The sequence below is a fragment of the Sorangium sp. KYC3313 genome (assembly GCF_052075895.1).
GTDB classification, from domain to species: Bacteria; Myxococcota_A; Polyangia; order Polyangiales; family Polyangiaceae; genus Sorangium; species Sorangium cellulosum_B.
The window spans coordinates 1,317,777-1,340,622 of the sequence record NZ_CP197255.1 but is presented as its reverse complement, the minus strand read 5'-3'; the positions used below and the strand labels follow the sequence as shown (position 1 = coordinate 1,340,622).

Here is a 22,846-nt window from a genome sequence, read left to right as displayed (position 1 = left end):
CGCGCGCTCCTGCGCGTGGTCACTCGTAGTGGACCGACTCCGCCGCGTTGCTCCGGCCCGCGCTCCGCGCGGGATAGAGCGACGCGAGGAGCGCCACCGCGGTCGCGCCGAGCGCCGTGAACAGGCCGTACTCCGGCGGGATATGGAACTCGACCTCGAAGGTTGACACCGTGCGCAGCGCGCCGAGCGCCGCGGAGCCCAGCGGGATCCCGAGCAGCACGGCCAGCGCGCCGCCCAGCGCGCCCACCAGCGCGCCTTCCATCAGGACCATCCGGCGGACCTGCCCCGCCGTCATGCCGAGCACGCGGTGCAGCGCGAGCTCCCGGCGCCGCGCGTGCAGCGCCAGGACCATCTGGTTCGCGACGCCGATTGCCGCGAGCACGGTCGTGAAGCCGAGGATCATGTCGAAGATCACGAAGTCGCGCCCCGTCGCCTTCCGGCGGATGGCCTCGATCTCGACCCCCGTCTGCATCCGGACGTCGCGCGCGCGCGGCACGTCGGCGAGGAGCTCGGCCCATGGCGGCGTCGCCGAGCCGCCCCGCGCCGCCGCGGCGCCGGTCCGCGGATCGGCGAGGGCGAGCGTGTGGCCGATCGCGGTCGCGTACGGGGAGATGACCGGGAAGTCGGACGCATCGATGACCGCGTACGTGCGGAGGTTGCGGTACGCGCCGGCCGCGTGGACGTAGCCGAGCTCGTCGGTGATGCCGACGACCTCGAGGCGGCGCGTGCCGGCGCGGCCGCCCACCTCGAGCAGGTCGCCGGGGCCGACGCCGAAGCGGCGGGCCATCATCGTGGAGACGAGCGCCTTGCCCGGGCCGAAGCGGCGGGCGAGCGCGATCGACTCCTCGCGGCCCGTGGCCTCGGCGAGCGCGAGGAGCTCGTCGGCGGGGACGGCGTAGGCGACGTTGGGCCACGGGGTGCGGCTCGAGAAGCGCGCCGCGACGAGGCGCTCGGGCAACCGCGGCAGCAGGCGCTCGGCGTGGCCGAGCGGCTCGTCCGGGTAGAGGAACGCGTAGGGCGCGAGGGCGCGGCCGGCCCAGGCCGAGACCTCCTGCTTGAGCGCCGACGTGGCGATGTGCAGCGCGAGCAGGAGGGCGAACACCATCATCACGCCGCCGACGCTCCAGGCGAGCTCGTGGCCGCTGTGCTCGACCCGGCGCTGCAAGAGCAGGCGCTCGGCGGCCCAGCGGCGCGGCGCGAGGCGGACGGCGAGCGCGCCGAGGCGGGCGACGAGGTCGGGGACGAAGACGATGGCGGCGAGGAACGCCGCGCACGCGAGGCCCGCCTCGAGGACGAAGAAGGCGAACAGCGGGACGGACTCCTGGAAGAACGGGCGCAGCAGGCCGTAGACGAGCACCATGAACGGCAGCGCGAGCAGCGTGACGCCGCGCATGCGCCGCCGCTGCTCGGCCCCGCCCTCGACGAAGCGCGGGCGCAGGGCGCGCGCGATGTCGAGGCGGAGCGCGTCGCGCACCGGGCGCAGCACGCCGAGCAGCGCGGTGAGGGCGCCGGTGCCGGAGACGAGCAGCATCGCGCTCCAGGGCAGGACGATGGCGTTCAGCGGGATGCGCGCGCGGCCCGTCGTCGTGATGCCCGCCTTCGCGGCGAGGTACGCGAGCGGGATCGACCCGAGCAGGCCGAGCGCCGCGCCGCCGACGCCGAGCAGCAGGGCCTCGAGGACGAAGACCGCCGCGACCTGCGGCGGCAGCGCGCCGGCGCTGCGCAAGAGGGCGATCTCGCGGCGGCGGCGCTCGACGGCGACGTTGAAGGTGAAGAAGACGATGAGGGCGCCGACGAGGAACGCGGAGAGCGAGCCGAGGCGGATCGCGGACCGCATGATCTCGTAGTCCTCGTGGGTCTCCTCCTGGGCGTCCTCGGCGTCGATGGGCTGCCCGTCGGGGCGGAGGCCGCGCAGGGTGATGGTCTGATCGGTGAAGACGGGGAGGTCGGGGTTGGTGATGGCGCTCCTCGCCTCGACGGCGCGCGTCCCGACGTCGAGGATGAGGACGACGTTGACGGTGGCCGTGCCGAGGGCGACGCCGAGCACGGCGGCCATGGCGCCGAAGCGGTCGGCGCGCAGGTTGCGCAGGGCGAGGATGCGGACGAGCGGCTGGAAGAGGGCGCGGAGGAGGAGGAGCATTCAGATGCCGAGCTCTTTCAGCCGATCGTGGACGGCGGCCGAGGTGACGGCGGGGCCCGCGAGGGCGGCGTCGTGCAGGAGCAGGCCGTCGCGCATGAAGACGACGCGGTGGGCGCGGGCGGCGTCCTCGGCGTTGTGCGTGACGAGGAGCATGGCGCTGCCGGCGTCGCGGAGGGCGTCGGCGAGCAGCGCCATGATGCGGCGGCCGGTCGCGACGTTGACGTTGCCGGTCGGCTCGTCGGCGAGCACGAGCGCGGGGCGGCGGACGAGGGCGCGGGCGATGGAGATGAGCTGCATCTCGCCGCCGGACATCTGCGACGGCAGGTGCTCGGCGCGGGCGCGCATGCCGACGCGATCGAGCATGCGCGACGCGGCGTCGTGGTCGGGGGCGGCGCCGTCGATGAGGTAGGGGAGGACGATGTTCTCGTAGCCGGTGAGGGTCGGGACGAGGTTGAAGAACTGGTAGACGATGCCGACGCGGCGGCGGCGCAGGAGGGTCCGCCCGTGCTCGTCGAGGGCGGCCATGTCCTCGCCGAGCACGCGGATCTCGCCGCGATCGGGCGACTCGAGGCCCGCGACGCACGAGAGCAGCGTGCTCTTGCCGACGCCGGAGGGGCCCATGATCGCGCACATCTCGCCGGCGTGGATGTCGAGGTCGACGCCGCGGAGCACCTCGATGGGCGTCGCGCCGAGCGCATGGGACTTGTGGAGGTTGCGGACGCGGAGGACGGCCTCGTCGGAGGCGGGGGTCGAGGGGGTGCTCATGGGCGTGCGGTGCCGGGCTCGTCGAAATTACCGCGTGGATGATACCGTCAGGGGGTTCGACGATGCGTGTCTCTCCGCTCACGGAGAGAACATTTCATGCAGGACGGCGAGGATCCGGCGCGCCTTGCGCTCCGGGGGACTCGCAGCCGGGCTCGGCCACGCAGGCGCCCGCGATCTGAGGCTGAAAGGCCACGCGCTGCGCCTGCCAGCGGCTGTCGCGCGTGCCGGGCAACAGCAGGGGGCGGGCGTCGAGCTCGCTGATGTCGACCTTCAAGCCCAGGTCCGCGAAGCGGCGGATGTTCGCGTGGAGGTCGCTCTCCGCCGGATAACGATGAATCGAGATGTGCGGCTGGAAGCCGATGCCGTCGATGGGCACGCCTCTGGCCAGGAGATCTCGTATCATCTCCCAGGTGAAGTTCGATTTGGGCCCGATGCCGAATCTCGCGGGACGCTTACGCTCTTCGTTCTGGAAGACTGGCCGGCTGTCGGGAAGCACGGTGTCGCGGAGCGGATGGGTCATTGGCGCGTCCTGGGCTTTCGCCCGGGCCGGGCCGGGCGAAGGGCGCGCAGGATCCCAGAATTGGCCGTGCCCATGGCGATGGACGGGCGTTTACGGCGCAGCAGCCTGCTACTCCGCCCAGAGCACGGACAGGTCGAGCTCGATGGCCTCGAACGGCACGACGCGAACGCGCGCGGCGTTGCGGTAGACGGCCGCGGCTCCCCAGCGGCGATCCGCGTCGAGCACGTAGGCCTCGAGGGTCCGCGCGATCGGGTCGACCAGCCATGCATACCGCACGCCCTCGCGCGCGTAGATAGGCATCTTCTCGTCACGGTCGACGCTCTCCGTGGATGCGCTCAGCACCTCGCAAATCCAGTCTGGAGCGAGCGCGAAATAGGCCGTCTCGGGTAGCTCGGGCATGCGCTCGATCCGCCAGCCGGCGAGGTCGGGCACGAGCACGTCGACCTCCCCAGGCGCGTCCGGGTCGGGGAAGTGGAGCTCGGGTTCGACAAGGATGCGCCAGCCACCTGGGCCACCCCGCCCCCGCTGGAAGGGACCGAAGAGCTCCCCCTGAAGCGCGCTCTCGGCGCTCGCGTGTCGCGGCGCCGGCCGGGGGAACACGTGCAGGGTACCGCGGACGAGCTCCGCCACCTTGGTCGGCGGGACGGCGCCGAGGTCGGCGTACGTGGCGCGGCGCTGCTTCTCGGCGGGCTGGCCCATGGGCGAAGCCTGCCCGGGGGCGGGCGGCGAGGCAAGGCGGTGAGAGCAGGGGAGGTCGGCGCGCCGCTCGGGGGGTGACCGGGGCAGGGCTACGACCGCGATCACCAGGGCGAGCCCGAGTGCGTGCGGGTTCGCTTACCGGGTGATCTGGGAATGCGTCCAAGCGCTCGGGTGGTGTGATCCGGAGCGTCGGTGACGCGCACTGGCAGGAGCGCCGTCGAGCCTCTTAAGGATCATCTCGACAAGGATGTGAGGGGGTCAATGCGGACGATCAAACACATCATCGCGACGCGCGCGTCAGAGATCGTCGAAGCATGGGCCAGCGAAGCGAACAGGGCAGCAGCGGCGCGGGGGCTGGCGAGCCCCGAGCTGACGAACATGATGCCCAAGTACGTGCGGACGCTCGCGCGTGGATGGGACGGGGAGGAGGTGCGCCGCGAGCGAGACGAGCTCATCGAGCGCCATCTGTCCTCACGCTTGCGCGCTGGCTTCAGCCTCGAGGAGGCGCTGGAAGAGTTCGCCATCCTCGGGCGCGCGATCGTTCGCACCTGGGCCATCGCAGCCGCCGAAGAGCAGCCGAGCTTGGAGGAGATCGAACGCCTCTTCGCCGAGATCCACGCCCGTTCCGTGTTCATAGCGCGAGCGTTCCGGCAACACCTCCTGGAGGACGAGCAAACCGAGAAGCGCTACCTGCGGCTGCTCCATGACCCGTTCTTGCAGCCTTTCGGCGGAGAGGCGCCCCTGTCGTCGGGGCGTTTGAGGAAGGTCCTCGAGGTCGTCATGGAGTCGATGGACGCCGATACGGCTGCGCTGCTGTTGCACGACGTCAGGACCGGGAAGCTGGAGATGGTCGCCTCGGTGGGCCTGGCCGATGAGCCGTTCGTCGAGTACGTGCGAGCCGTCGACGCATCGTCCTTCGCAGGCGCCGTCGCCTTGCAGGAGTATGCGATGTCGATGCGCGACGTGGAGACCACGTTGCTCGACGTGCCGGATAGGCTCCGGCACAGCGGCATCCACTCGCTGCTCGGCATCCGTCTCCCGCCGCAGCGTTCTCTCATGGGTGTCCTGTACATCGGCCTCCGTGAAAAGCGGACGTTCACCGCCCGTGAGACGCGGCGCATCGCGGCGGTCGGCGAGCGGCTCGCGCTCCACCTCGACAACGCCAGACTCTACACGGAGGTGCTCGAGCAGCTCGGTGCCCTGCGCGTCGCGCGCGAGCAGCGAAACCAGTTCGTCTCGGTCCTGGCGCACGATCTCCGCGGCCCGCTGTCGGCAGCGAGGATGGCCGCGACGATGCTCGCCGCGCAGCCGGACGCGAGCGGGCCGGTCGTCGCGAAGCGGGTCGAGGTCGTCGTCCGCAACCTGGATCGGGCGGACCGCATGGTGATCGATCTGCTCGACGCCGATCGGATTCACGCCGGCCGGCGTCTCTCGGTCACGCTCGAGGAGTGCAACCTGAGCGAGATCGGCCGCGAGCTCATCAACGATCTCGCTGCCGATCACCCTGGCCGCATCGTGCTGCATGCAGACGAGGGTGTCCGAGGGATCTGGGGTGCCTCGGAGCTGCGACGCGCGCTCTGGAACCTGATCTCGAACGCGCTGAAGTACGGCGCGAAGGACGCGCCGATCGCCGTCGCCATCACGAAGCTGCGGGACGGCGTCGAGATGAGCGTGCACAACGAGGGCGCGCCGATCCCGCCGGAGGCGCAAGAGACGCTGTTCGATCCGTTCATGCGCGCCGCCGGCGAGCACCGCGCGCCCGGATGGGGCCTCGGTCTGATGCTGGTACGCGCCTGCGCCGAAGCCCACGGCGGGAGCGTCCGTGTGGACAGCGCTCCCGGTCGCGGGACGACGTTCACGATGCGGTTGCCAGCGGACGCGCGGCCGGCCCAGGGCTGGACGTGAGGCGTTCTACGTCTCTCCATCGGCCGCCTTGAACAGGCAACCAGCTACGCCGGCTCTCGGAGGTGGAGCCGGGGCGTGTCTCCGCCAAGCGAGCACGAGAGGGCCGGTCCGATTGGCTCGATTCCTGAGCTGTTTCTCTGGATCCAGGGCGCGTCGAGCTGGTTCTTTGAGCCGATTATCTGGATATGGCTCTCGATAGTCTAGTTGTGAAAGCCGACTCTCTGGATGTGGCTCTCGATAGTCTTGTTGAGAAAGCTGATTCTCTGGATATGGCCTATATTCACCTAGAAATCCGCGTTGTTTTTCTAGATCCCGTCATGTTTTGTCCTGATTGTCGGCCAGGATGTCTCGATCCCCTGGTCTCCCACGCCCCATCGCATCGCGCGGCGCGGACGTCGAAGGTCACGTCGGCGAGCTCGATCCGCTCTGGCCGGTTCGAGGCCGGTCCGCTGCGCTTCGTGCTCTGCAAGATCGCTTGGGGTGCCGGTGAGCGCCGAGGTGGATAGCATCCCCGGCTTACCATGCGTCTGAAAAAAGGCAATCGTAGAGCCTGGCCTCTCCCAAACGTCGTAGATTGGTCGCCACGTCTGGTACGACCACATTCCCGACCTCCGGCGGCATGCGCTCGTATCCCCATGTCGCTTCGATCTCTCGGGCGATCCCCGCAGCGTACGGCTGCTCATCGGGCGATAGATCGAAGCAGATGACCTGCCGCGTGGGTGAATCTTCCATCGAAGGTGGCTCAACAAGATCGGGCTTGACCAGCCTGATCAGCTTGCCAACCCAGGCGGACAGGATGTAGGCCATATCATGGGCGAAGATCGTGACGGCGCGAGGTGGCGTGGCGCGGAGCGTCTTCTCCCTCTCGATCTCCTCGAGATCGTCAACGAGGCGCGAGCTGTAGACGATGTAATAAGGAACCAGGAAGCTCACCCTCAATTCAACTGCATGTCGGTGTTCTCCGATGGCCTTCGGAAGGTAGAGAGAGCCGGAATAACACGCGTCGTGGCTGCCTGTCGCGAGATGGACGGAGAAATTGTCGACCTCGTTCCCGGGGAACTGTTCACGCAGGCGCCCCAACATGCCAAGCCACCGTCCACAATCGGCGCCGGCTCGGCGACGGGTGTCCACCAGCCGTCGATCCTCTTCTGTTTGCACGCGGCCAGGATCCTCGTACGGAACCCGCCGAGGGTAATAGCGATGTACGACGTCGAACAATTCCTCGACCGGGTGCTTCATGGCTGTGTGACTCTGGATCCAGCCACGCGCTTGCGGAGACTGATGTCCCACGATATCCCAGCATGCGGGCCGACCGCGAGGCGTGGAGCAGTGCCAGCCGGGATCCAACCGAAGCTTACGCCGGCGCTCAGCTCCGATGCCTCTACCTGCGTCGAAGCGGCACTGAGCACGAGAGCGAACATCGCCGCCGAGGCGACCCGCCGGCATTCCGTTCTCATCGGTTACTTCCCAGCGCACGGACGGCGGTGCGCCCTGGGCTGCACGACGTCGCCCGCGTGCCAGAGCCACGAGCGAGCGCGACCCACCGCGACGCCGTGGGCGGGTTGCCGCCGCGGTTGACGGCGCGCCGGCGTGCGCTGTCGCTCGACGAGGCCCTGGCCAGGGCCGTGGGGCTCAGCCCGGACGAGGTGGCGGCGCTCGGCCGCACGTCGTCCGCGGTCGAGGCGTCCGCCGCGGCCTCGCACCACGATCAGACGTATTTCACGGACGCGAGCAGGCTCCCGCAGGTCGTCCCGGTCTGACCCGCGTTGGGCGACCGGCATATCGACGTTCTCTGTGGGCTCGGGCGCACGCTCCTGCCCGGACGGAATGCACTCACTCTGCCCGTCAGCGCATTGTGGTATTCTTCGGTGCATGAAGACGATGACGTTCGGAGCGGTGGGCGAGATCTTCGTGCTCTTACATGGAAGCATGGCTCCGTCTGACGAGGATTGGAACCTGTACCTCGACGCGATTGTGGCTCATTTTCAGGGACGTACCCGTACGCGTACGCTGATCGTGACGGACGGCAGTGCGCCGTCTCCGGCCCAGTGGCAGCGCATGATGAGCCACCCATGCTCATCCTTGTTTCGTTTGCCGAGCAAGATCTGCCTGGTAACAGGCTCGACATTCGTTCGTGGAGTGGTCGATGGCATGGATACACCGGCGCTGAATCCGTTCAGCGGTCAATATCAGGTCTTCACGAGAGACCAGATCATGGACGCGCTGCGGGCGTTGGATGCCTCGCCCGTCGAACAGAGGGAAGCTATTGCACTTGTGAACCAGCTCCAGCAGACGCTCGGCAAGAGCTGAGGGATCTTCGCGCCGAGGCAATCGCCGCGACCCGCTGATAAAAAGGAACGCAGTCCCACGATCTGAAGGACGAATTCGCGGTACCGAACCGGCCGCGTGCCGCAGCGCCGCCAGGCGCGCGCACCGACGGGCGTGGCGTGGTATCCTGGGACGAACCCAGCGCGTCTGGTGATCGCAGGAGGGGACCCATGGGGGACAGCGGGAACACAGGGCTCGGCGCCCCCGAGCTCGCGTCGAACGAGGCGTTGAGAGCGGTCGCGGCGGGCACGGCGACGCTCGCGCAGGGGGCGCACGGCGACGGCGTGCGCGCCCTGCAAGAGGCGCTCGGCGCGCTCGGCGACGCGATGAAGGCCGACGGCTCGTTCGGGCCGAAGACGCACGCCGCCATCGTCGCGCTGCAAGCCGCGGAGGGCCTGCCGCAGACGGGCATCGTGGACGCTGCGACGATCGCCGCCCTCGACAGGCGCCTCGGGGCCCGGCGTACGGTGGCGCTCGACGAGGCCATGGCCAGGGCCGCGGGGCTCAGCCCGGAGGAGGTGGCGGCGCTCGGGCGCACGTCAGCCGCGGTCCAGGCGGTCGCCCCGGCCTCGCGCACCGATCAGGGCTATTTCACGGACGCGCGCAGGCTCCCGCGGGTCGTGCCCGGGGCTGCGCCGGACCCGGACTCGCCGCCGCCCGCCGTGGACTCCGTCGGCGATGGGCCCGGGGCTGCTGCCGCCGGCGCGCTCGCCGCCGATCGGAGCGCGTGCCTCGACGAGGTCCGGCGCGCGCTCCGGGGCGACGCGCGCGGTCTGGCCGCGCTCGACAGGCTGCTCGCCGCGGGCCGGCTGCACGCGGGGGCGCTGCTGCCGAACCTCGCGACCATGGCGGGCGTCCGGCGCGATGGCAGGCTCGTGCTCGAGGGCGGCATCGATCCGCACCTCGTGCTCGCGCAGGCGATCCGGCACGTGGACAACCCGCTGCGCGTCAAGCAGGGGGCGCGCCACGGCACCTGCGGCGCGGGAACGATGGAGTACGTCCTGCTGCGCGCCGATCCGGCCGAGTTCACGAGGATCGTTGACGGGATCACGCGGGAGGCGGGCGAGGTGACGCTCCGCTCGGGCCGCGTGCTCAGGATGCCGCGCAACGCGATCCAGCGCGACGCCTCGGGCCGCATCGACATCGACCGGCTGTTCCAGTCCGCGCTCATGAACCACGCGACCCTGATGAGCTGGATCTTCGATTACGACAACCCCGAGGACAACGACACGTTCTGGGCTGCTCTGGGGGGCGACTCGCGCGTCCCGCTCGGCAATTTCACGAGCCTGTTCCAGGACCTCATGGGCGGCAGCTACACGAGCGTCTCGGCGCTGCTGCGCAGCGGCGCGTCCGTGGCCGACGATGTCGCCGGGGCTTTGGGGCGCGGGGAGAAGGTGCCTGTTCTCCTGAAATGGGAAGGTGGCTACCACTGGGTCGCGGGGGAGAAGATCGAGCGTGGGGCCGATGGCGCGGCGGCATCGGTCATCCTGCGCAATCCTGCGGGGGCGGACAGCTGCCAGGGCGTCCCGCCCCGCGCGCCGCTGCCGGAGGGGTGCGGGCGGTTTCGGATGAAGTACGCGGATCTCGCGGCGCATATCCACGGCGCGACCATCAGGGGCTGAGCCTCGAAAGTAGGGGTGCTCAGAAGGTCGTGGAGTGAAGGCGGGGCCTTCGATGCATGGATGAAATGGTGATGGCGTCGCCTTTCAGGCGGAGCGGGATGACACCATCGGGCAGATTTCTGCTGGTTTTGAGAGGGTCGAGGCCGAAATTATCCTAAATTTCGAGGCTCAGCCCCTGATAGCGGCCGCTAATAAGACAGCGCCACGCCGCGTGACGCAGTACTATTAAGCGGCTAACGCTCGTGCTTCCGCATCATCACTCCTAGGAGGATCGTTCGATAAACCTTTCAACATAGTCGTAGAGAAGAGCCCTACGATCGCGGCTCACTACCTATGCGCAGATCCTACTGATCTTCGCGGATTATAATGAAATGTTGGTCGAGCAGTCCACTAGGTCCGTTGTCCACTACTTCAGCCACTCCGCGAGTTGATGCTTCGCCTCATCAAGGCTGTACAACTTCTTGTCCTTCCACGCCTCCGACATCAGCTCGTCGGCCTCCTGCAGGAACTCCCACAGCGCTCGCGCTACCTCCCGTTCGCCACTTTGATCCTCGCTATTATTGTTTGTCCACTTGACGTACTTCCCAAGGTGACGTGCGCCAATTCGCTTATCGTCAACAATCACAAACGGACACAGCATGCGCGGCCAAACCCTACGAACAAGTGGCGTCGCCAGCCACCGGTCAGCAGCCTTCGAATACGCGAGCGATCTATAGCGAAGCGGACAAGGAATCGTACTGCGGCTAGTCGGAGCCAAAGAAAACGCCACGAGAACGTTGCGAAGAACTGAGCTCTGCGGAAGAGCATCGTGGTGCCCATCCTTCATGCACAACCTGTAAATCTCGATCGGCTCTCCATCGTCAACCGCCTCTGTTCCATCATACGAAAGTAAATGAGTTTTCTCGAGAATATCAAATATGAGTCCGCCGGAGCTTCGTAAATCAATTACGCACTCTTGGTCCAACTTCGCACTCATGGGCACCCACGGCAGCCCCGAACTCATACTATGTTGGCCGGATCTGATTACTATGGAAGGGCAATTCACAATCTCGCCCAGGCGCACGTTTTCCTCGCCCGGCATGCGCCAATTCATCCACTCGGGCCCATGGATCGACGGGGGAAAGCCGTGAACGTACGCGGCAACAGAGGCGTGCACAAGTGCCTTGTGAAGCGTCGGGTCACCCGGATCATCAGCGGATCTTTTGCGCAGCTGACTCAGATGTAACGGCATCATGCGTTCAACGACGCCGTGGATCCTCTCCGCGAGAATACGCTCGCCATCTACGGTCAGTGCTTCGCGGTTCAGTTGGAGAATCTCACTGGCTCGACCAAAATATGCGTCACACGCCATCGAAACGAACTGGTAATCCAACTTAACCTTCGTAACCGGAGCGCCGCGGTAGCTCAGTGCTAGACTGGACCAACTGTCAAGGCTGACGCTAAACCGGCGAACCAATATCCCTGTATTTCTGTCGAAATAGATCTGGGATTCGCCAAGATTTGACTGCGTATCGTCCAGTGGACCCATTCCGCCAAGTTCAACATGGATCGGACATGTAGACGTCTTCGCATACGACATTACGGTATGCTTAAGCTTGAGAGCGTCGATCGGTAGCTCGTTGTCTACAATGAAGTCAAATCCAGATACGGCTTGTTCTAGTTCCGTGTTCTCGGTATTGTAGCTAAAGCGCGAGGGAAGCCTCTCGACCTCAATGTCAAACTCGACTTTGGTTCCGATTTTCATCCGCAGCGACGCTTCATCTTCAATGGATTGAATGTAGAGGCCGTCCGTTCCCAAGTCGCGTCCGCTCCGAAGAGCAATGCGATATGCTTTATGACTCTCGTGGTGACGCGTAGTGAGAACGACCTCGCTCGTGCACATGAACACGCTCTGAAATCCGATGCCAAATGTTCCCGATGGTCGCATCCATTCTGGCATGGATGCGACCTCACGAAGCCGACGCGTGTTCTTACTGGAACCCCCGACGCGCTGCAGGTATTGAATCTCATCAAAGCTTATTCCGATTCCACTGTCTTTGATGGAGACGCGCCATCTGACCTTATCTTCGTTCTTCTTGGACTTAAGGCGTTCAATCCGCACCCGAATCGGCCAGGTCCTGAGGGCGTCCTTCAAATCCCTGGGCTCGAATTTCTCCAGATTCGCCCGTCTGCGCGACCACTTCTCGCGCCACAGTCGTAGTATGGTCGCGTCGACTCCGTTCTGAAGCAATTCACGTACGCAACTAAATGGGTCTGCGTAGAGATTGCTCCCTTTCACGAGATTGAGGATTGCCTCGCGCTCCACCTCGAACCGCGGGCGCCGTCCTGGCTCTAGTTCTATGTGCCTGAGCAGGCGCGCGCTAATCCTTCCAAGGCTCGGGAGCGCACCAAATCCGGAAGCCGGCACGATTTCCACCCATCGCGCCATTTGATCTTTTAGCTCTTCGCGAAGCCAGCCAAGCCACTGTTCGGTGGCCTCGTACGAAGCGTAGTTGTCGCATTCAGTCTCGACGTCGATGCGCGCTGGACCGATATCAAGATGCAAAATGGATGCGTGCTTCTCGACATGAGCAACCGAGGATGGGGGAAGCTGCCCAAAACTAGTCATCATCACAGGACAAAATCTTCCGTTGTCAATGTCCAGTAGATCTCCGAGTCGGAGCATGCACGCAACGAAACGGGGATGAGCGTCGTCGGTCCCCACCCCAGCCTCCCGCTCCGGCAGGCGCATTGTCTCATCGAACGATCGGCCGTGGTGTGCGCACACGGCACCAAGTATTCTAAAGAGGCGGTCCGGGATGAGCGGTGTGCGCGGGCTCAGGAGGCCAATGGTCCCCACTGGATCGCGCACGATGCGCTCAGCGTTGCGCGCGTGGTGCTGGCGACCAAAATCGGCAAGAACCAAGGTCAGCGCACGCCGTACCACAAGGGGCCAGTCAGGCGTGTGGCTCTTGAGTTCTGGGAGACATGAAATAAGCTTTGCAGCCTCCGAAAGTTCTCGGTCCTCGGCGTGTCGCATCCGTTCGAGGTGAGCTGCAAATTCAGGCGCCCGCAGCCACTCCGCTGCCTGTCTCTCGGTGACAACCATGCCGATGTCGTGCTGGTAAGCAGCCTCTAAAAGGAGCCAAAGGTCAGTGGCTGAGAGTGTCTCTACGCGCGCTGGACCGAGGATCCGAGCGAGTTGCACAAGAATCGTGTTGGAGTGCGAAGCGTCGTGGCGACTGAAGTGCGGAAACGTGCGCCCGATGACTTGAAGTGCGTCTGCTACAAGTCGTCGATCGTAAGCCCACTGGGCTTGGAGCACAGAGAGATCCGGGTTCTCATCGCATCTTCGGTAGAGTGCCTGCTCGAAGAGAAAGGACATGGTTGGTTGCCTCGCGGAGCTCGAGGTAAGCACAGCGCGAGCCAGATGCCGAGCTCCGCGAGCCCGACCCGGCACGCCGAGCTCCGCGAGCTAAGTTTCTGATGGCGACCGGTTGGGCCCTCGGTGGGCCATCGCGGAAGAGGACCCAGCGGTCCGTGGTTCGTGGAACTGCGGAGATTGTTAACCTTTTCCGTCGCTCGCTTTCCGGCACCAGGGCAGCGGTCCAGGTTCTCCCGCTAAGGGCGGGAACACGCCGCGCCGCGCGGCGAACTCGGTGCCCTTGTCGTCGGCGGAGCACTGGGAGCCGGTGCGGGTTCGGGGTGGAGCGCTCGCCGGCGTTGAGGTGCTCGGGCGCCGCACGAGGTTCACAGCGGCGGTAGGCGAGCGGGGCGCGGGGGGCGCTAAGAGGGCGCAGCCGACGCGGAGGGCACCCGTAGAAATTTGATTCTGGGCGACGCGCGCGCTGACGCAGCCCGGACACCCTCGAGAAAGCGGTGTTGGAGACCGGCAGGCCTGCGCTGTGAACGCGAGCGCCAGGGCGTGCGCAGGCGGCCAGCCATTCGCCGCGCTTATACCCGGCGACTCCACCGCGGACCCGCCGACGCCGCAGGAAATCGCTCTGTGCACCCCTTCCCCCCGCATCGTACCCTGACCGCCGCGGCCATGGATCTCTACCCCTCGCTCCTTCAGATCGTACGGATCCTCCTCTCCGAGGACGACGACGCGAAGGCCCCCGAGCTCGTGCTCCGCCGCGTGCTCGAGGCGACGGGCGCCGATCGCGGCTTCATCGTCGTCCGTGAGGACGGCTCCTACGAGCAGAAGTTCGCCGTCCACTTCGACAAGGCGAAGATCTCCGACAAGGAGCGCAAGTTCAGCCGCGGCCTCGTGCGACAGGCCATCGAGACGCGGCAGATCGTTCACCTCTCCAGGGACGCCGACGAGCCGCGCGCCTCGCTCCTCAAGAGCCTCGAGGAGTCGGGCGCGTCCGCCGCGCTCGTGGCGCCCCTCGCCCACGGCGCCGACGTCTACGGCGCCGTCTACGTGGAGTACAAGTCCCGGGCCGCCAGCGACGAGGCGCTCCGCTTCGTCGCCGAGTTCGCCGAGCTCGCTGGGCTCTTCCTCAAGCGGGCCCTCGAGCGCGAGGCGCTTCGACGCCGGAGCCAGCGCCTCGAGCGCGATCTCTTCGCCCGCTACGACTTCGAGGGCATCGTCACGCAGGACGCCAGGATGCTCGCGCTCCTCAAGACGGTCGCGCAGGTGGCCGACTCGGACGCGACCGTGCTCGTCCGCGGGGAGACGGGCACGGGCAAGGAGCTCATCGCCCGCGCGCTCCACGTGAACAGCCCGCGGCGCAGCAAGGCCTGCGTCACGCTGCACACCTCGGCGCTGCCGGGGACAATCCTCGAGTCGGAGCTCTTCGGCCACGTCAAAGGCGCGTTCACCGGGGCCGACCGGGACCGCGTCGGGCGGGTCGCGTCGGCGCAGGGAGGCACGCTCTTCCTCGACGAGGTGGCGGAGATCGCGCCCGAGGTGCAGGCGAAGCTCCTGCGCTTCCTGCAGTTCGGAGAGATCCAGCGCGTGGGCTCCGACCGGACCGAGAAGGTCGATGTCCGCGTGATCGCGGCGACGCACCAGGATCTGCCGGCGCTCGTCGAGGCAGGGAAGTTCCGGCGCGATCTGTACTTCCGGCTCAAGGTGATCGAGATCGAGATTCCGCCGCTGCGCGAGCGCGCGAGCGATGTCCCGCTCCTCGTCGAGCATTTCCTCCGCACCTGCTGGAAGCGCCCCGGCGAGCGGCCCCGCTTCACGGAGCGCGCCGCGCGGGCGCTCCGCGAGCATGCTTATCCGGGCAACGTGCGCGAGCTCGCCCACGTGGTGGAGCGCGCGTGCATCCTGGCGGCGGGGCCGGAGCTCGACGTCGATCTGCTCCCGTCCGATGTGGCTCAGCCAGCAGGACCCGGGCCCCTGGCGCCGCGCTTTTCGCGGCTCTCCGCCGACGAGCTCGATGCGGCGCGCGAGGCGGGCGTCGCCGAGCTGGAGCGTGCGTTCCTCGTGGCGCTGATGGATCGACACGGAGGGAACGTGTCGCAGGCGGCGCGGGAATCCGGGTTCAACCGGACCTACCTGCAGAAGCTCCTGGCGAAGCACCGGGTGGCCGGCGCAGGTGGCCGGCGCCCTGCCTTCGATGGGTGACGGACGCCGCCGGCCTTTGAACCGCCAAGCCGGATGCGTCGATCAAGACCGGCATGAGGGAGCAGGTGAGCCACGAGGAGCAGCACCAGCAAATCACAGCCTGCGAGAGCCTTCTCGCGTTTCAGCGCCTGCGGCGGCGCGTGAAGAGGGCGCCCAAAGCCACGAGGGCCGCGAAGCCGCTCCCGCTATTCTTCGCGGATCCGCGTGCGGCGCTGCAGCCGTCGCCCGGCTCTTCGCCGTCGCTGGAGCCGCCGGTGCCGCTCACGCCACCCATACCGCCCTGACCGCCGGAGCCGGCCATTCCACCGGCGCCGCCTGCGCTCCCGCCCTCGCCTGCGCTTCCACCGGCGCCGCCTGCGCTCCCGCCCTCGCCTGCGCTTCCGCCGGCGCCGCCTGCGCTTCCGCCCTCGCCTGCGCTTCCACCGGCGCCGCCTGCGCTTCCGCCCTCGCCTGCGCTTCCACCGGCGCCGCCTGCGCTTCCGCCCTCGCCTGCGCTTCCGCCTGCGCTCCCGCCCTCGCCTGCGCTTCCGCCGGCGCCGCCTGCGCTTCCGCCCTCGCCCGCGCCTACGCTTCCGCCGGAGCCGCCCATTCCGCCGGACCCGTCGGCGCCTGCGCTTCCGCCGCTGCCCTCCGGGGTGACGCCGCCCTCGTAAACCTCCGTGCTTGCATGCGCCTCGGGGTCGCCGTCCCCGGACGAGCAACCTCCCAGTAGCCCCCCGAAGACCAGGACGCGATTGCCATCGAGCAGCACGGACGACGGAGAGCTGCGTAGCCTGCTCAGGTTCGGCACCATCGACCAGCCATTCGTCACGGGGTCGTACACCGCGGCGCTCCGGAGGTCGCACTGGCTGCCGCCCGTCCATTCCGTGCCGCCCGCGATGAGCACCATTCCGTTTCCGAGCAGCGTGGCCGTATGACGTCGGCGCGCGACGTCCAGGGGCCCGGTCAGCGTCCAGTCATTCGTCGCCGGCTCGTAGACCTGCGCGTGCGGGACGTGCGGCGCGCCCATGACCAGCACCCGACCATCACCGAGCAGCGTCGCCGTGAAATCGGCGGGCGGCATGAGCAACGCCTGCGTCGGCGTCCATGTGTTCGTGGCCGGGTCATACCGATCGGCGCCGTTGCCGCTCACCACGAGCACGCCGCCGTCGAGCAGCCTCGTCGCCCGGTGCCCGGAATGCGCGAAGGTCAGCGTCCCCGCCGGGGAGAACGTCCCCATGGCCGGGTCGTAGAGCTCCGCCGTCGCCGGATTGCCAGCGCCGCCGCTCACCAGCACCTTCCCGCTTTGCAAGAGGACCGCCGAGTGCCCCGAGCGCGAGACGCCGAGCGAGCCCGTCGCGTCCCAGGACTTCGTCGTCGGATCGTAGAGCTCGGCGACCGCCGTCCCGCCGCCCACGACGAGGATACGATCGTCGGGGAGCCGCAAGAGAGCGACGCTCGGATCGTGGTGCGCGACCATGGCGCCGGTGAGCGTCCACGTATTGCTCGCCGGATCGTATGCCTCGGCCGTCGACGGAGAATCACCGCCCACGACGAGGATCTCGCCGGTCGAGACCCGGATCGACGCGGGCTTGCGGCGCGCCCGCGAGAGCGACGCGACGCCGCTCCAGGCGTTCGTCGCCGGATCGTAGAGGTCCGCGGACAGGGTATCGTTCCAGTCGTTGTCGTACCCGCCGGCCACGAGCACGCGGCCATCGGCGAGCTCGGCCCACGTGCCGTCTTGCCGCGGCACGGGCATGTTCCCGGCCGGCGTCCACGAGGACTGACAGCCGACCGGCAACGCCCCGACGCAAGCGCCCGCCTGGCAGACGCCGTTCGCCGTGCAGCCGTCGGCGCTGCCGCAAACGGCTCCGCTCAGCGGCGTGCAGGTGCCATTCGCCGACGCGCCTGCGCTCACCGCGCACGCGTCACACGAGCCCGCGTCACACGCGGCATCGCAGCAGACACCGTCGACGCAGAAGCCGCTCGCGCATTCGCCCGCGAAGAGGCAGGAATCGCCCGGGGCCGCGAGGGTGAGCCTCTCGACGGTCGCGCTCCCGCCGCCGGCCACGAGCACCCCCCCGCCTGCGAGCTCCGTGGCGGTGTGGCGGCTCCGGTCCATGTTCAGGTACTTGCCGAGCGACCACCTCCCGCTCGCCGGATCGTAGACCTCCGTGAGCGCGCCGCCGCCGGCGACCAGCACGCGGCCATCGGCGAGCGGCGTGGCCGTGTGGTTGTGGTGGGGGACGTTCATCGGCGTCGCGGTCGTCCAGGTAGCGCTCGCCGGATCGTAGAGCGCCGCGCTGCGGTTCGTGGAGGAGAACCCCTCACCACCGTAATCGGTGTAGCCGCCGGCGACGAGCACCTTGCCGTTCGCGAGGAGCGTCGCGGTGTGCCCTTCCCGATTCTGGATCGAGCCCGCGGCGGTCCACGTATTCGTGACGGGATCGTAGATCTCCGCGCTGCCGATGGGGTCACCGGATGCGTCCACCCCGGCCACCACGAGGACCTTGCCGTTCGGCAGGAGCGTGGCCGTGTGGGAGGAGCGCACGTGCGCCAACGGGCCCGCGGCGGTCCACGTATTCGTGACGGGATCGTAGATCTCGCTCGAGCCCATCACCCACTCTTCGAACTCGCCGGCGGCCACGAGGATCCGGCCGTCGGGCAGGAGCGTCGCGGTGTGGCGTTCGCGCGGCGTGAGGAGCGTCGCGGCGAGCGTCCATGCATCCCTGGCGGGGTCGTAGATCTCCACGACCTCGGTCACGCCGCCGGCCACGACGACCCTGCCGTCCGGAAGGAGCGTCGCGGTGTGGCCGGTGTGCCGCGTGCTCATCGGCGCGACGAGCACCCATGTATTCGTCGCGGGGTCGTACACCTCGGCCGTCTCGCTCGCTCCGCCGGCCACGAGGACCCTCCCGTCGAGCAAACGTGTCGCCGTGTGCCTGCTCCGGGCGACGTTCATCGGCGGCGCCATGTCCCAGCGTGGCGCCGTGAGCGCGGCGACAGCCGCCCCGATGCCTTGCTCCTTCACGCGGCTTCGCGGGGCATCGGCGTCATCGCATCCGAGCGCCGCAGCGAGCGGCGCGACGAGGAGGACGGGGGCGAAGCGGCGCAAGAACGAGGCTGAACGCATGCTCGACGATAGCAATCTCGATGCTCGAGCTGTCAAGAAAAATGGGCTCCTCCGTGGAATCTGTGAGTGCATGGTTCGATCAAGGGCATAGAGACTTGCGAATCAGCCGGAGGGTGCCCAGCCGTCCAGCCCCGCCACGCGGCTGGACGCAGCGTCGGGTGCGTCCGCTGGTTGGGCCGTCTAACTCAGCACCTTTATCGCTGAAGCGGTGGCGGAGCCCATCCATCAAGGACGCCAAGAGAATATCAAGTACCTTGGCGTCTTATGGCGTCTTGGCGGTTCCATCATTCCGGCACGACAGGGGAGTTCCCCTGCCACCCGCTCGGGAGCTCCTCCCCGAGCGCGGCCCCCCTTTCACCGAGCGCCGCCGTGCTCCGCGAGCCACCCGTTCACCGCCGTGAGCGCGTGCTTCGCGTACTCCCCCTCTTCGGCCGCATAGGCGTCGCGCGCCTGGGCCGCGAGCTTCATCGCCCGCGCCCGGTCCCGCGCCGAGCCCCAGAGCGCCCGGGCCGCGTGGAAGCGCGTATCCGCGAGCTCGATGGGAGAGACACCCTCGCCCTTCGCCGCATAGATGGCGAGCGCCCGCTCGGCGAACGGGCGCGCCTTTCCCGGCTCGCCCTTCTCGTTGTAGGCGCTGGCGATCCCCGTGAGCATCGACGCGACCGCATGCGAGCTCGGGCCCACGGCCTTCTCCTGGATCGCCGCGGCGCGCTCGAGGCGCACAAGGCCCTCGGCGTACCTCTTCTGCGCGACGAGCGCGCTCCCCAGGTTGGCGAGCGAAGAGGCCACGTTCGCGTGATCGGGGCCGAGCGCCTTCTCGCGGATCGCGAGCGACCGTTCGTAATAGGGCGTCGCCTCGGCGAACTTCTGCTGCATCTCCAGGACGGCCCCGATGTTGTTGAGGGATGACGCGACGTCGGGGTGATCGGGGCCGAGCGCCTTCTCCCGGATGGCGAGCACCCGCTCGTGAGCACGCCTGGCCTTGTCGGTCTCTCCGAGCATGACGAGCGCATTGCCGAGGTTGTTGACCGAGGCCGCCAGGAACGGGTGATCGGGGCCGAGCGCCGTCTCCTGGATGGCGATGGCGCGCTCGATCCGGGGCAACGCATCTCGGTACTTGCCCTGGGTGTTGAAGAGGCGACCCAGGCTGTTGAGCGTGAGCGCGACGCTCGGATGAGAGGCGCCCAGCGTCTCCTCCCGGACCGCGAGCGCTCGCGTGGTTGCGCGCTCCGCGTCGTCGAACCGCTCGAGGTGGAGGAGGACGGTGCCCAGGCGGCTCCACGTCGCCCCGACCTCGGGGTGGCTCGGGCCGAGGGCCTTCTCGAGCCCGGCCAGGGCGCGCTCGACGTGCTGCGCTGCCTCGCCGTACTTCCCCTGCTCGTCGAGGACGCTGCCCAGCGTGCCGAGCAGCCGCGCGCTCGCCAGCGCGTCGCCCCCGGTCCGCTCGACCGCGCCCTCGGCGGCCAGCTGCAGCGCGAGCGCGTCGGCGTGCCGGCCTCCCAGGTAGCCGACCACGTAGATGAGCTGCGGCCATGCCTCCGCCGCGAGGGCGTCGTCCCTGGCCCGCGCCGCCGCGCGCAGCGCCTCGCGGAGCGCCGCCTCCGCGGCCGGGGCGTCGTGCGCGTCCCGCGCCGCGCGCCCGAGCATCAACAGCGCCTCCGCCTCGATCGGGGCGTGGTCCGCCGCGCGGGCCTCGTCGGCGAGCGGCCGCGCGAGCGCGAGCGCCTCGCGGAACTTGCCGGCCTCGTCGAGGGCCCTGACCTCGGCCAGGCGACCCCGCAGCGCGTCGATGCGGGCCCGCGCCGCGGCGTCCGCGGGCGGCGGGACCGCCGCGGTCAGCGCGCCCGCGTCCGCGCAGCGCTCGAGGCCCGGGAGCGCGAGCGACGCCTCGATCGATCGATCGAGCACCCCGGCGTCCGCTCCCTGCGCGAAGAGCGCTGTGAGCGCCCCCATCTCCTGGCGGCGGCGCTCCAGGCACAGCGTCCGGAGATCGAGCAGCCCGGCCGACTGATCGCCCCGCACATGCGTCGCCTCGCACGAGTCGGCGTACATCGCGACCCACGCGCGCGCTCGATCGCTCAGCGCCTTCTCCACGCGCCGGTACGTGTCCTCCGCGTACGGCCGCCCGGTGCCGGCGAACGCCGCCCGCACCTTCGCCATCGTCGCCTCGTCCCAGACGCCCGCGAGCCTCGCCTCGCCGCCCTTGCAGAGCCTGTCCGCAGGCTGCCGCGCGAACGCGAACACGAGGAGGCCCGCGAGCGCGAGCCCCGACGCCGCGACGAGCCCGCGCCTCCACGCCGCCGCCGGATCCTTCGATAGATCGGCGAGCAGCGCGTCCATGTCGGGGTATCGCGCGTCCCGGTCGACGGAGAGCCCGCGCTCGAGGCAGCGGCGGATCCGCGCCGGCATCTCGGCCCCTCGCGGCGGCTCTCGCACGCGCCCGAGCGCCACGTTCTCGCGCAGCTCGTCGTAGGTCTTGCCGGCGAACGGACGCTCGCCCGCGAGCGCCTCCCACAGCGACACGCAGAACGCATACTGATCGGCCCGCGCATCCGCGGCCTCTCGGCGGTGCTGCTCGGGCGCCATGTAGACCGGCGTCCCCAGGAACGAGCCCGAGCGCGTGAGCGCGGCCTCGATCCCCGCCTCCGCGCCGCCGCCGCCGGCCTCGCCCTCGGCGAGCCCCGCGAGCCCGAAATCGGTGACGCGCACGCGGCCGTCGGCGCCGACAAGGACGTTGTCGGGCTTGAAATCGCGGTGCACGAGGCCCGCGTGGTGCACCTGCGACAGCCCCTTTCCCGCCTGGAGGAAGGCCGCCACGACCTCCGAGGCGGGCCGCCGCCTCTCCGCGCAGAACGCGCGCAGCGTCCGGCCCTCGACGTGCTCCATCACCACGCGCACCTGCCCGGCCGAGGCGTCGACCTCGTGCACCGTGACGACGTTGGGGTGCTTGATCCTCGCCATGGCCTGCGCCTCGCGGACGAGCCGCGCGAGCGCCGTCGCCGCGCCCGAGCGCCCCAGCACCTCGGGCCGCAGCACCTTGATCGCCACGTCGCGGCCGAGCACGTGATCGCGCGCTCGCACCACCACGCCCATGCCGCCCTCGCCGAGGCGATCGAGCACCTCGAACCGGCCGAGCTTCGTGCCCGGGCGCAGATCGAGCGGCGCCTCGGATCCGGGCGGCACCGGAGGCTCGGACGCTCCTCCGTCCGGGGCGACAACGGTGCTTGCGAGCGGATCGATCGTGACGTTCGGGGACCCGTGCTCGTCGCGGGAGGTCGACTGCCTCGACGGGGGGTCCTCCGTGGTCGCGGTGTGCGGCGGAGGATCCTCCGAGAGCAGCGCCTCGCAGCGGGTGCAACGCGGGTTGAACGGCGAGTTCTCCGCGCTGCACCCCGGGCAGATGATCACGCTCTCGCCCAGGCTCACAGGACGCTGTGTAGCATGCGCGCGTCGCGGCCTGCGGTTCCTGCGTCGCCCTCTTCAGGGGGGGTACTTTGATTGAAGGTGCGGTCTTTTGAACCGCCAAGGCGCCAAGGGCGCCAAGAAAATCTCAATTATCTTGGCGTCTTGTGGCGCCTTGGCGGTTCCATCATCCCGGCAGGGCGGGGGAGAGGCGGCTACCAGCAGGTCGGCTGACCCTGGCAGCAACCGGGCTCCCCGGGCTCGCAGGTCTGCTCGTCGCACTCCGCCATGCAGGCATCCCGGTCGGCGGCGCACGACTCGTAGTCTTCGCCCCACTCGACGCAGAGCATGAAGAACTTGGCGCACCGGCCCTTGCAGTTGATCAACTCCTGGCTCGCCTCGCCCACCTCGACGTCGGGGGACGGCTCCTCGGCGACCTCGACCTGACAGCCGAACAGGGTGAAGCTCGCCATCAGCGACGCGAGAAGGACGGACATGGATCGTTGGGTAACGCGAGTGAACATTCGACTCTCCTCGATGGTGACCGGACAGGTGGAACAGCGATACGGTTTTGCGGTTTTGCAGGTGCCATGCCACGGCCAACGGGCCGGGCGTCCGCCGGCGAGCTCCCGCGTTTACGCCGAAAACGAGGCCTATCGCTCCCCGGATCTCCGCAGCTGAGCACGAGGCTGCCGAGCCCCCTGTCTCTCTGGAGGAGACACCTGTTCCTCGCGGAGAACAGCGCGCCGGCTCGCGGCGAACAACCACGACGTGAGCTCATCATCCGATGAGAGCG

At 68.5% G+C, this 22,846-nt stretch carries 14 protein-coding genes; 5 read left to right on the top strand and 9 right to left on the bottom strand.

Going from position 1 to position 22,846, the window contains the following annotated elements; genetic code table 11:
- Positions 1-19: 19 nt before the first annotated feature.
- The 4 genes from ACSRUE_RS05215 to ACSRUE_RS05200 all read right to left on the bottom strand — a co-directional run bounded on the left by ACSRUE_RS05215 (position 20) and on the right by ACSRUE_RS05200 (position 4,124).
- Positions 20-2,140: an FtsX-like permease family protein gene (locus ACSRUE_RS05215; protein WP_441290058.1), complete on the bottom strand. Its 2,121-nt coding sequence runs from the start codon at positions 2,138-2,140 to the stop codon at positions 20-22.
- Entirely contained in the window at positions 2,141-2,905 is a 765-nt protein-coding gene (locus tag ACSRUE_RS05210) for an ABC transporter ATP-binding protein (RefSeq protein ID WP_012241252.1), read from the bottom strand.
- 94 nt (positions 2,906-2,999) lie between these two features.
- Positions 3,000-3,308 (bottom strand): endo-1,4-beta-xylanase, encoded by a 309-nt coding sequence (locus tag ACSRUE_RS05205; RefSeq protein WP_441290057.1) that lies wholly within the window; start codon positions 3,306-3,308, stop codon positions 3,000-3,002.
- Between the two features lie 225 nt (positions 3,309-3,533).
- Positions 3,534-4,124 (bottom strand): Uma2 family endonuclease, encoded by a 591-nt coding sequence (locus tag ACSRUE_RS05200; RefSeq protein WP_441290056.1) that lies wholly within the window; start codon positions 4,122-4,124, stop codon positions 3,534-3,536.
- Between the two features lie 192 nt (positions 4,125-4,316).
- Here ACSRUE_RS05200 and ACSRUE_RS05195 point away from each other — a divergent pair, with 192 nt between their 5' ends.
- Entirely contained in the window at positions 4,317-6,029 is a 1,713-nt protein-coding gene (locus tag ACSRUE_RS05195) for an ATP-binding protein (RefSeq protein ID WP_441290055.1), read from the top strand.
- A gap of 516 nt (positions 6,030-6,545) precedes the next feature.
- On the opposite strand, the gene ACSRUE_RS05190 is transcribed toward ACSRUE_RS05195, so the two are convergent.
- Positions 6,546-7,268 (bottom strand): hypothetical protein, encoded by a 723-nt coding sequence (locus ACSRUE_RS05190; RefSeq protein WP_441290054.1) that lies wholly within the window; start codon positions 7,266-7,268, stop codon positions 6,546-6,548.
- A gap of 275 nt (positions 7,269-7,543) precedes the next feature.
- Between ACSRUE_RS05190 and ACSRUE_RS05185 the strand changes: the two genes are divergently transcribed.
- From ACSRUE_RS05185 to ACSRUE_RS05175, 3 genes are all read left to right on the top strand, one after another.
- Positions 7,544-7,789 carry a hypothetical protein gene (locus tag ACSRUE_RS05185; protein WP_441290053.1) on the top strand — a complete coding sequence of 82 codons (246 nt, stop codon included), beginning with the start codon at positions 7,544-7,546 and terminating at the stop codon, positions 7,787-7,789.
- A 112-nt stretch (positions 7,790-7,901) separates the two neighbouring features.
- A complete protein-coding gene (locus ACSRUE_RS05180) occupies positions 7,902-8,339 on the top strand; it encodes a hypothetical protein (RefSeq protein ID WP_441290052.1) in 438 nt (145 codons plus the stop codon).
- A 188-nt stretch (positions 8,340-8,527) separates the two neighbouring features.
- On the top strand, positions 8,528-9,979 hold the full coding sequence (locus tag ACSRUE_RS05175) for a peptidoglycan-binding domain-containing protein (protein WP_441290051.1): 1,452 nt from the start codon (positions 8,528-8,530) through the stop codon (positions 9,977-9,979).
- A 406-nt stretch (positions 9,980-10,385) separates the two neighbouring features.
- Here the strand turns inward: ACSRUE_RS05175 and ACSRUE_RS05170 are convergent, their stop codons facing one another.
- Complete coding sequence (locus ACSRUE_RS05170; protein WP_441290050.1) at positions 10,386-13,343, bottom strand: HD domain-containing protein; 2,958 nt, start codon at positions 13,341-13,343, stop codon at positions 10,386-10,388.
- A 621-nt stretch (positions 13,344-13,964) separates the two neighbouring features.
- On the opposite strand from ACSRUE_RS05170, the gene ACSRUE_RS05165 reads away from it, so the two are divergent.
- Positions 13,965-15,536 carry a sigma-54-dependent Fis family transcriptional regulator gene (locus ACSRUE_RS05165; protein WP_441290049.1) on the top strand — a complete coding sequence of 524 codons (1,572 nt, stop codon included), beginning with the start codon at positions 13,965-13,967 and terminating at the stop codon, positions 15,534-15,536.
- A 121-nt stretch (positions 15,537-15,657) separates the two neighbouring features.
- On the opposite strand, the gene ACSRUE_RS05160 is transcribed toward ACSRUE_RS05165, so the two are convergent.
- The 3 genes from ACSRUE_RS05160 to ACSRUE_RS05150 form a co-directional block, all read right to left on the bottom strand.
- The gene (locus tag ACSRUE_RS05160; protein ID WP_441290048.1) at positions 15,658-18,648 is read right to left on the bottom strand and encodes a kelch repeat-containing protein; all 2,991 of its coding nucleotides are present in this window, start codon (positions 18,646-18,648) and stop codon (positions 15,658-15,660) included.
- Positions 18,649-19,002: 354 nt separating this feature from the next.
- Positions 19,003-22,074, bottom strand: a complete 3,072-nt coding sequence (locus tag ACSRUE_RS05155; protein ID WP_441290047.1) for a tetratricopeptide repeat protein — start codon at positions 22,072-22,074, stop codon at positions 19,003-19,005.
- A gap of 191 nt (positions 22,075-22,265) precedes the next feature.
- Positions 22,266-22,547, bottom strand: coding sequence for a hypothetical protein (locus ACSRUE_RS05150; RefSeq protein ID WP_441290046.1), 282 nt, complete (start codon positions 22,545-22,547; stop codon positions 22,266-22,268).
- Positions 22,548-22,846: the final 299 nt, after the last annotated feature.

What these genes read in the sequence shown, in the direction of transcription:
- ACSRUE_RS05215 (WP_441290058.1), bottom strand. Translation starts at nt 2,140, where the DNA reads ATGCTCCTCCTCCTCCGCGCCCTCTTCCAGCCGCTCGTCCGCATCCTC.
- ACSRUE_RS05190 (WP_441290054.1), bottom strand. Translation starts at nt 7,268, where the DNA reads ATGAAGCACCCGGTCGAGGAATTGTTCGACGTCGTACATCGCTATTAC.
- ACSRUE_RS05160 (WP_441290048.1), bottom strand. Translation starts at nt 18,648, where the DNA reads ATGCGTTCAGCCTCGTTCTTGCGCCGCTTCGCCCCCGTCCTCCTCGTC.
- ACSRUE_RS05170 (WP_441290050.1), bottom strand. Translation starts at nt 13,343, where the DNA reads ATGTCCTTTCTCTTCGAGCAGGCACTCTACCGAAGATGCGATGAGAAC.
- ACSRUE_RS05210 (WP_012241252.1), bottom strand. Translation starts at nt 2,905, where the DNA reads ATGAGCACCCCCTCGACCCCCGCCTCCGACGAGGCCGTCCTCCGCGTC.
- ACSRUE_RS05200 (WP_441290056.1), bottom strand. Translation starts at nt 4,124, where the DNA reads ATGGGCCAGCCCGCCGAGAAGCAGCGCCGCGCCACGTACGCCGACCTC.
- ACSRUE_RS05180 (WP_441290052.1), top strand. Translation starts at nt 7,902, where the DNA reads ATGAAGACGATGACGTTCGGAGCGGTGGGCGAGATCTTCGTGCTCTTA.
- ACSRUE_RS05150 (WP_441290046.1), bottom strand. Translation starts at nt 22,547, where the DNA reads ATGTCCGTCCTTCTCGCGTCGCTGATGGCGAGCTTCACCCTGTTCGGC.
- ACSRUE_RS05205 (WP_441290057.1), bottom strand. Translation starts at nt 3,308, where the DNA reads ATGATACGAGATCTCCTGGCCAGAGGCGTGCCCATCGACGGCATCGGC.
- ACSRUE_RS05175 (WP_441290051.1), top strand. Translation starts at nt 8,528, where the DNA reads ATGGGGGACAGCGGGAACACAGGGCTCGGCGCCCCCGAGCTCGCGTCG.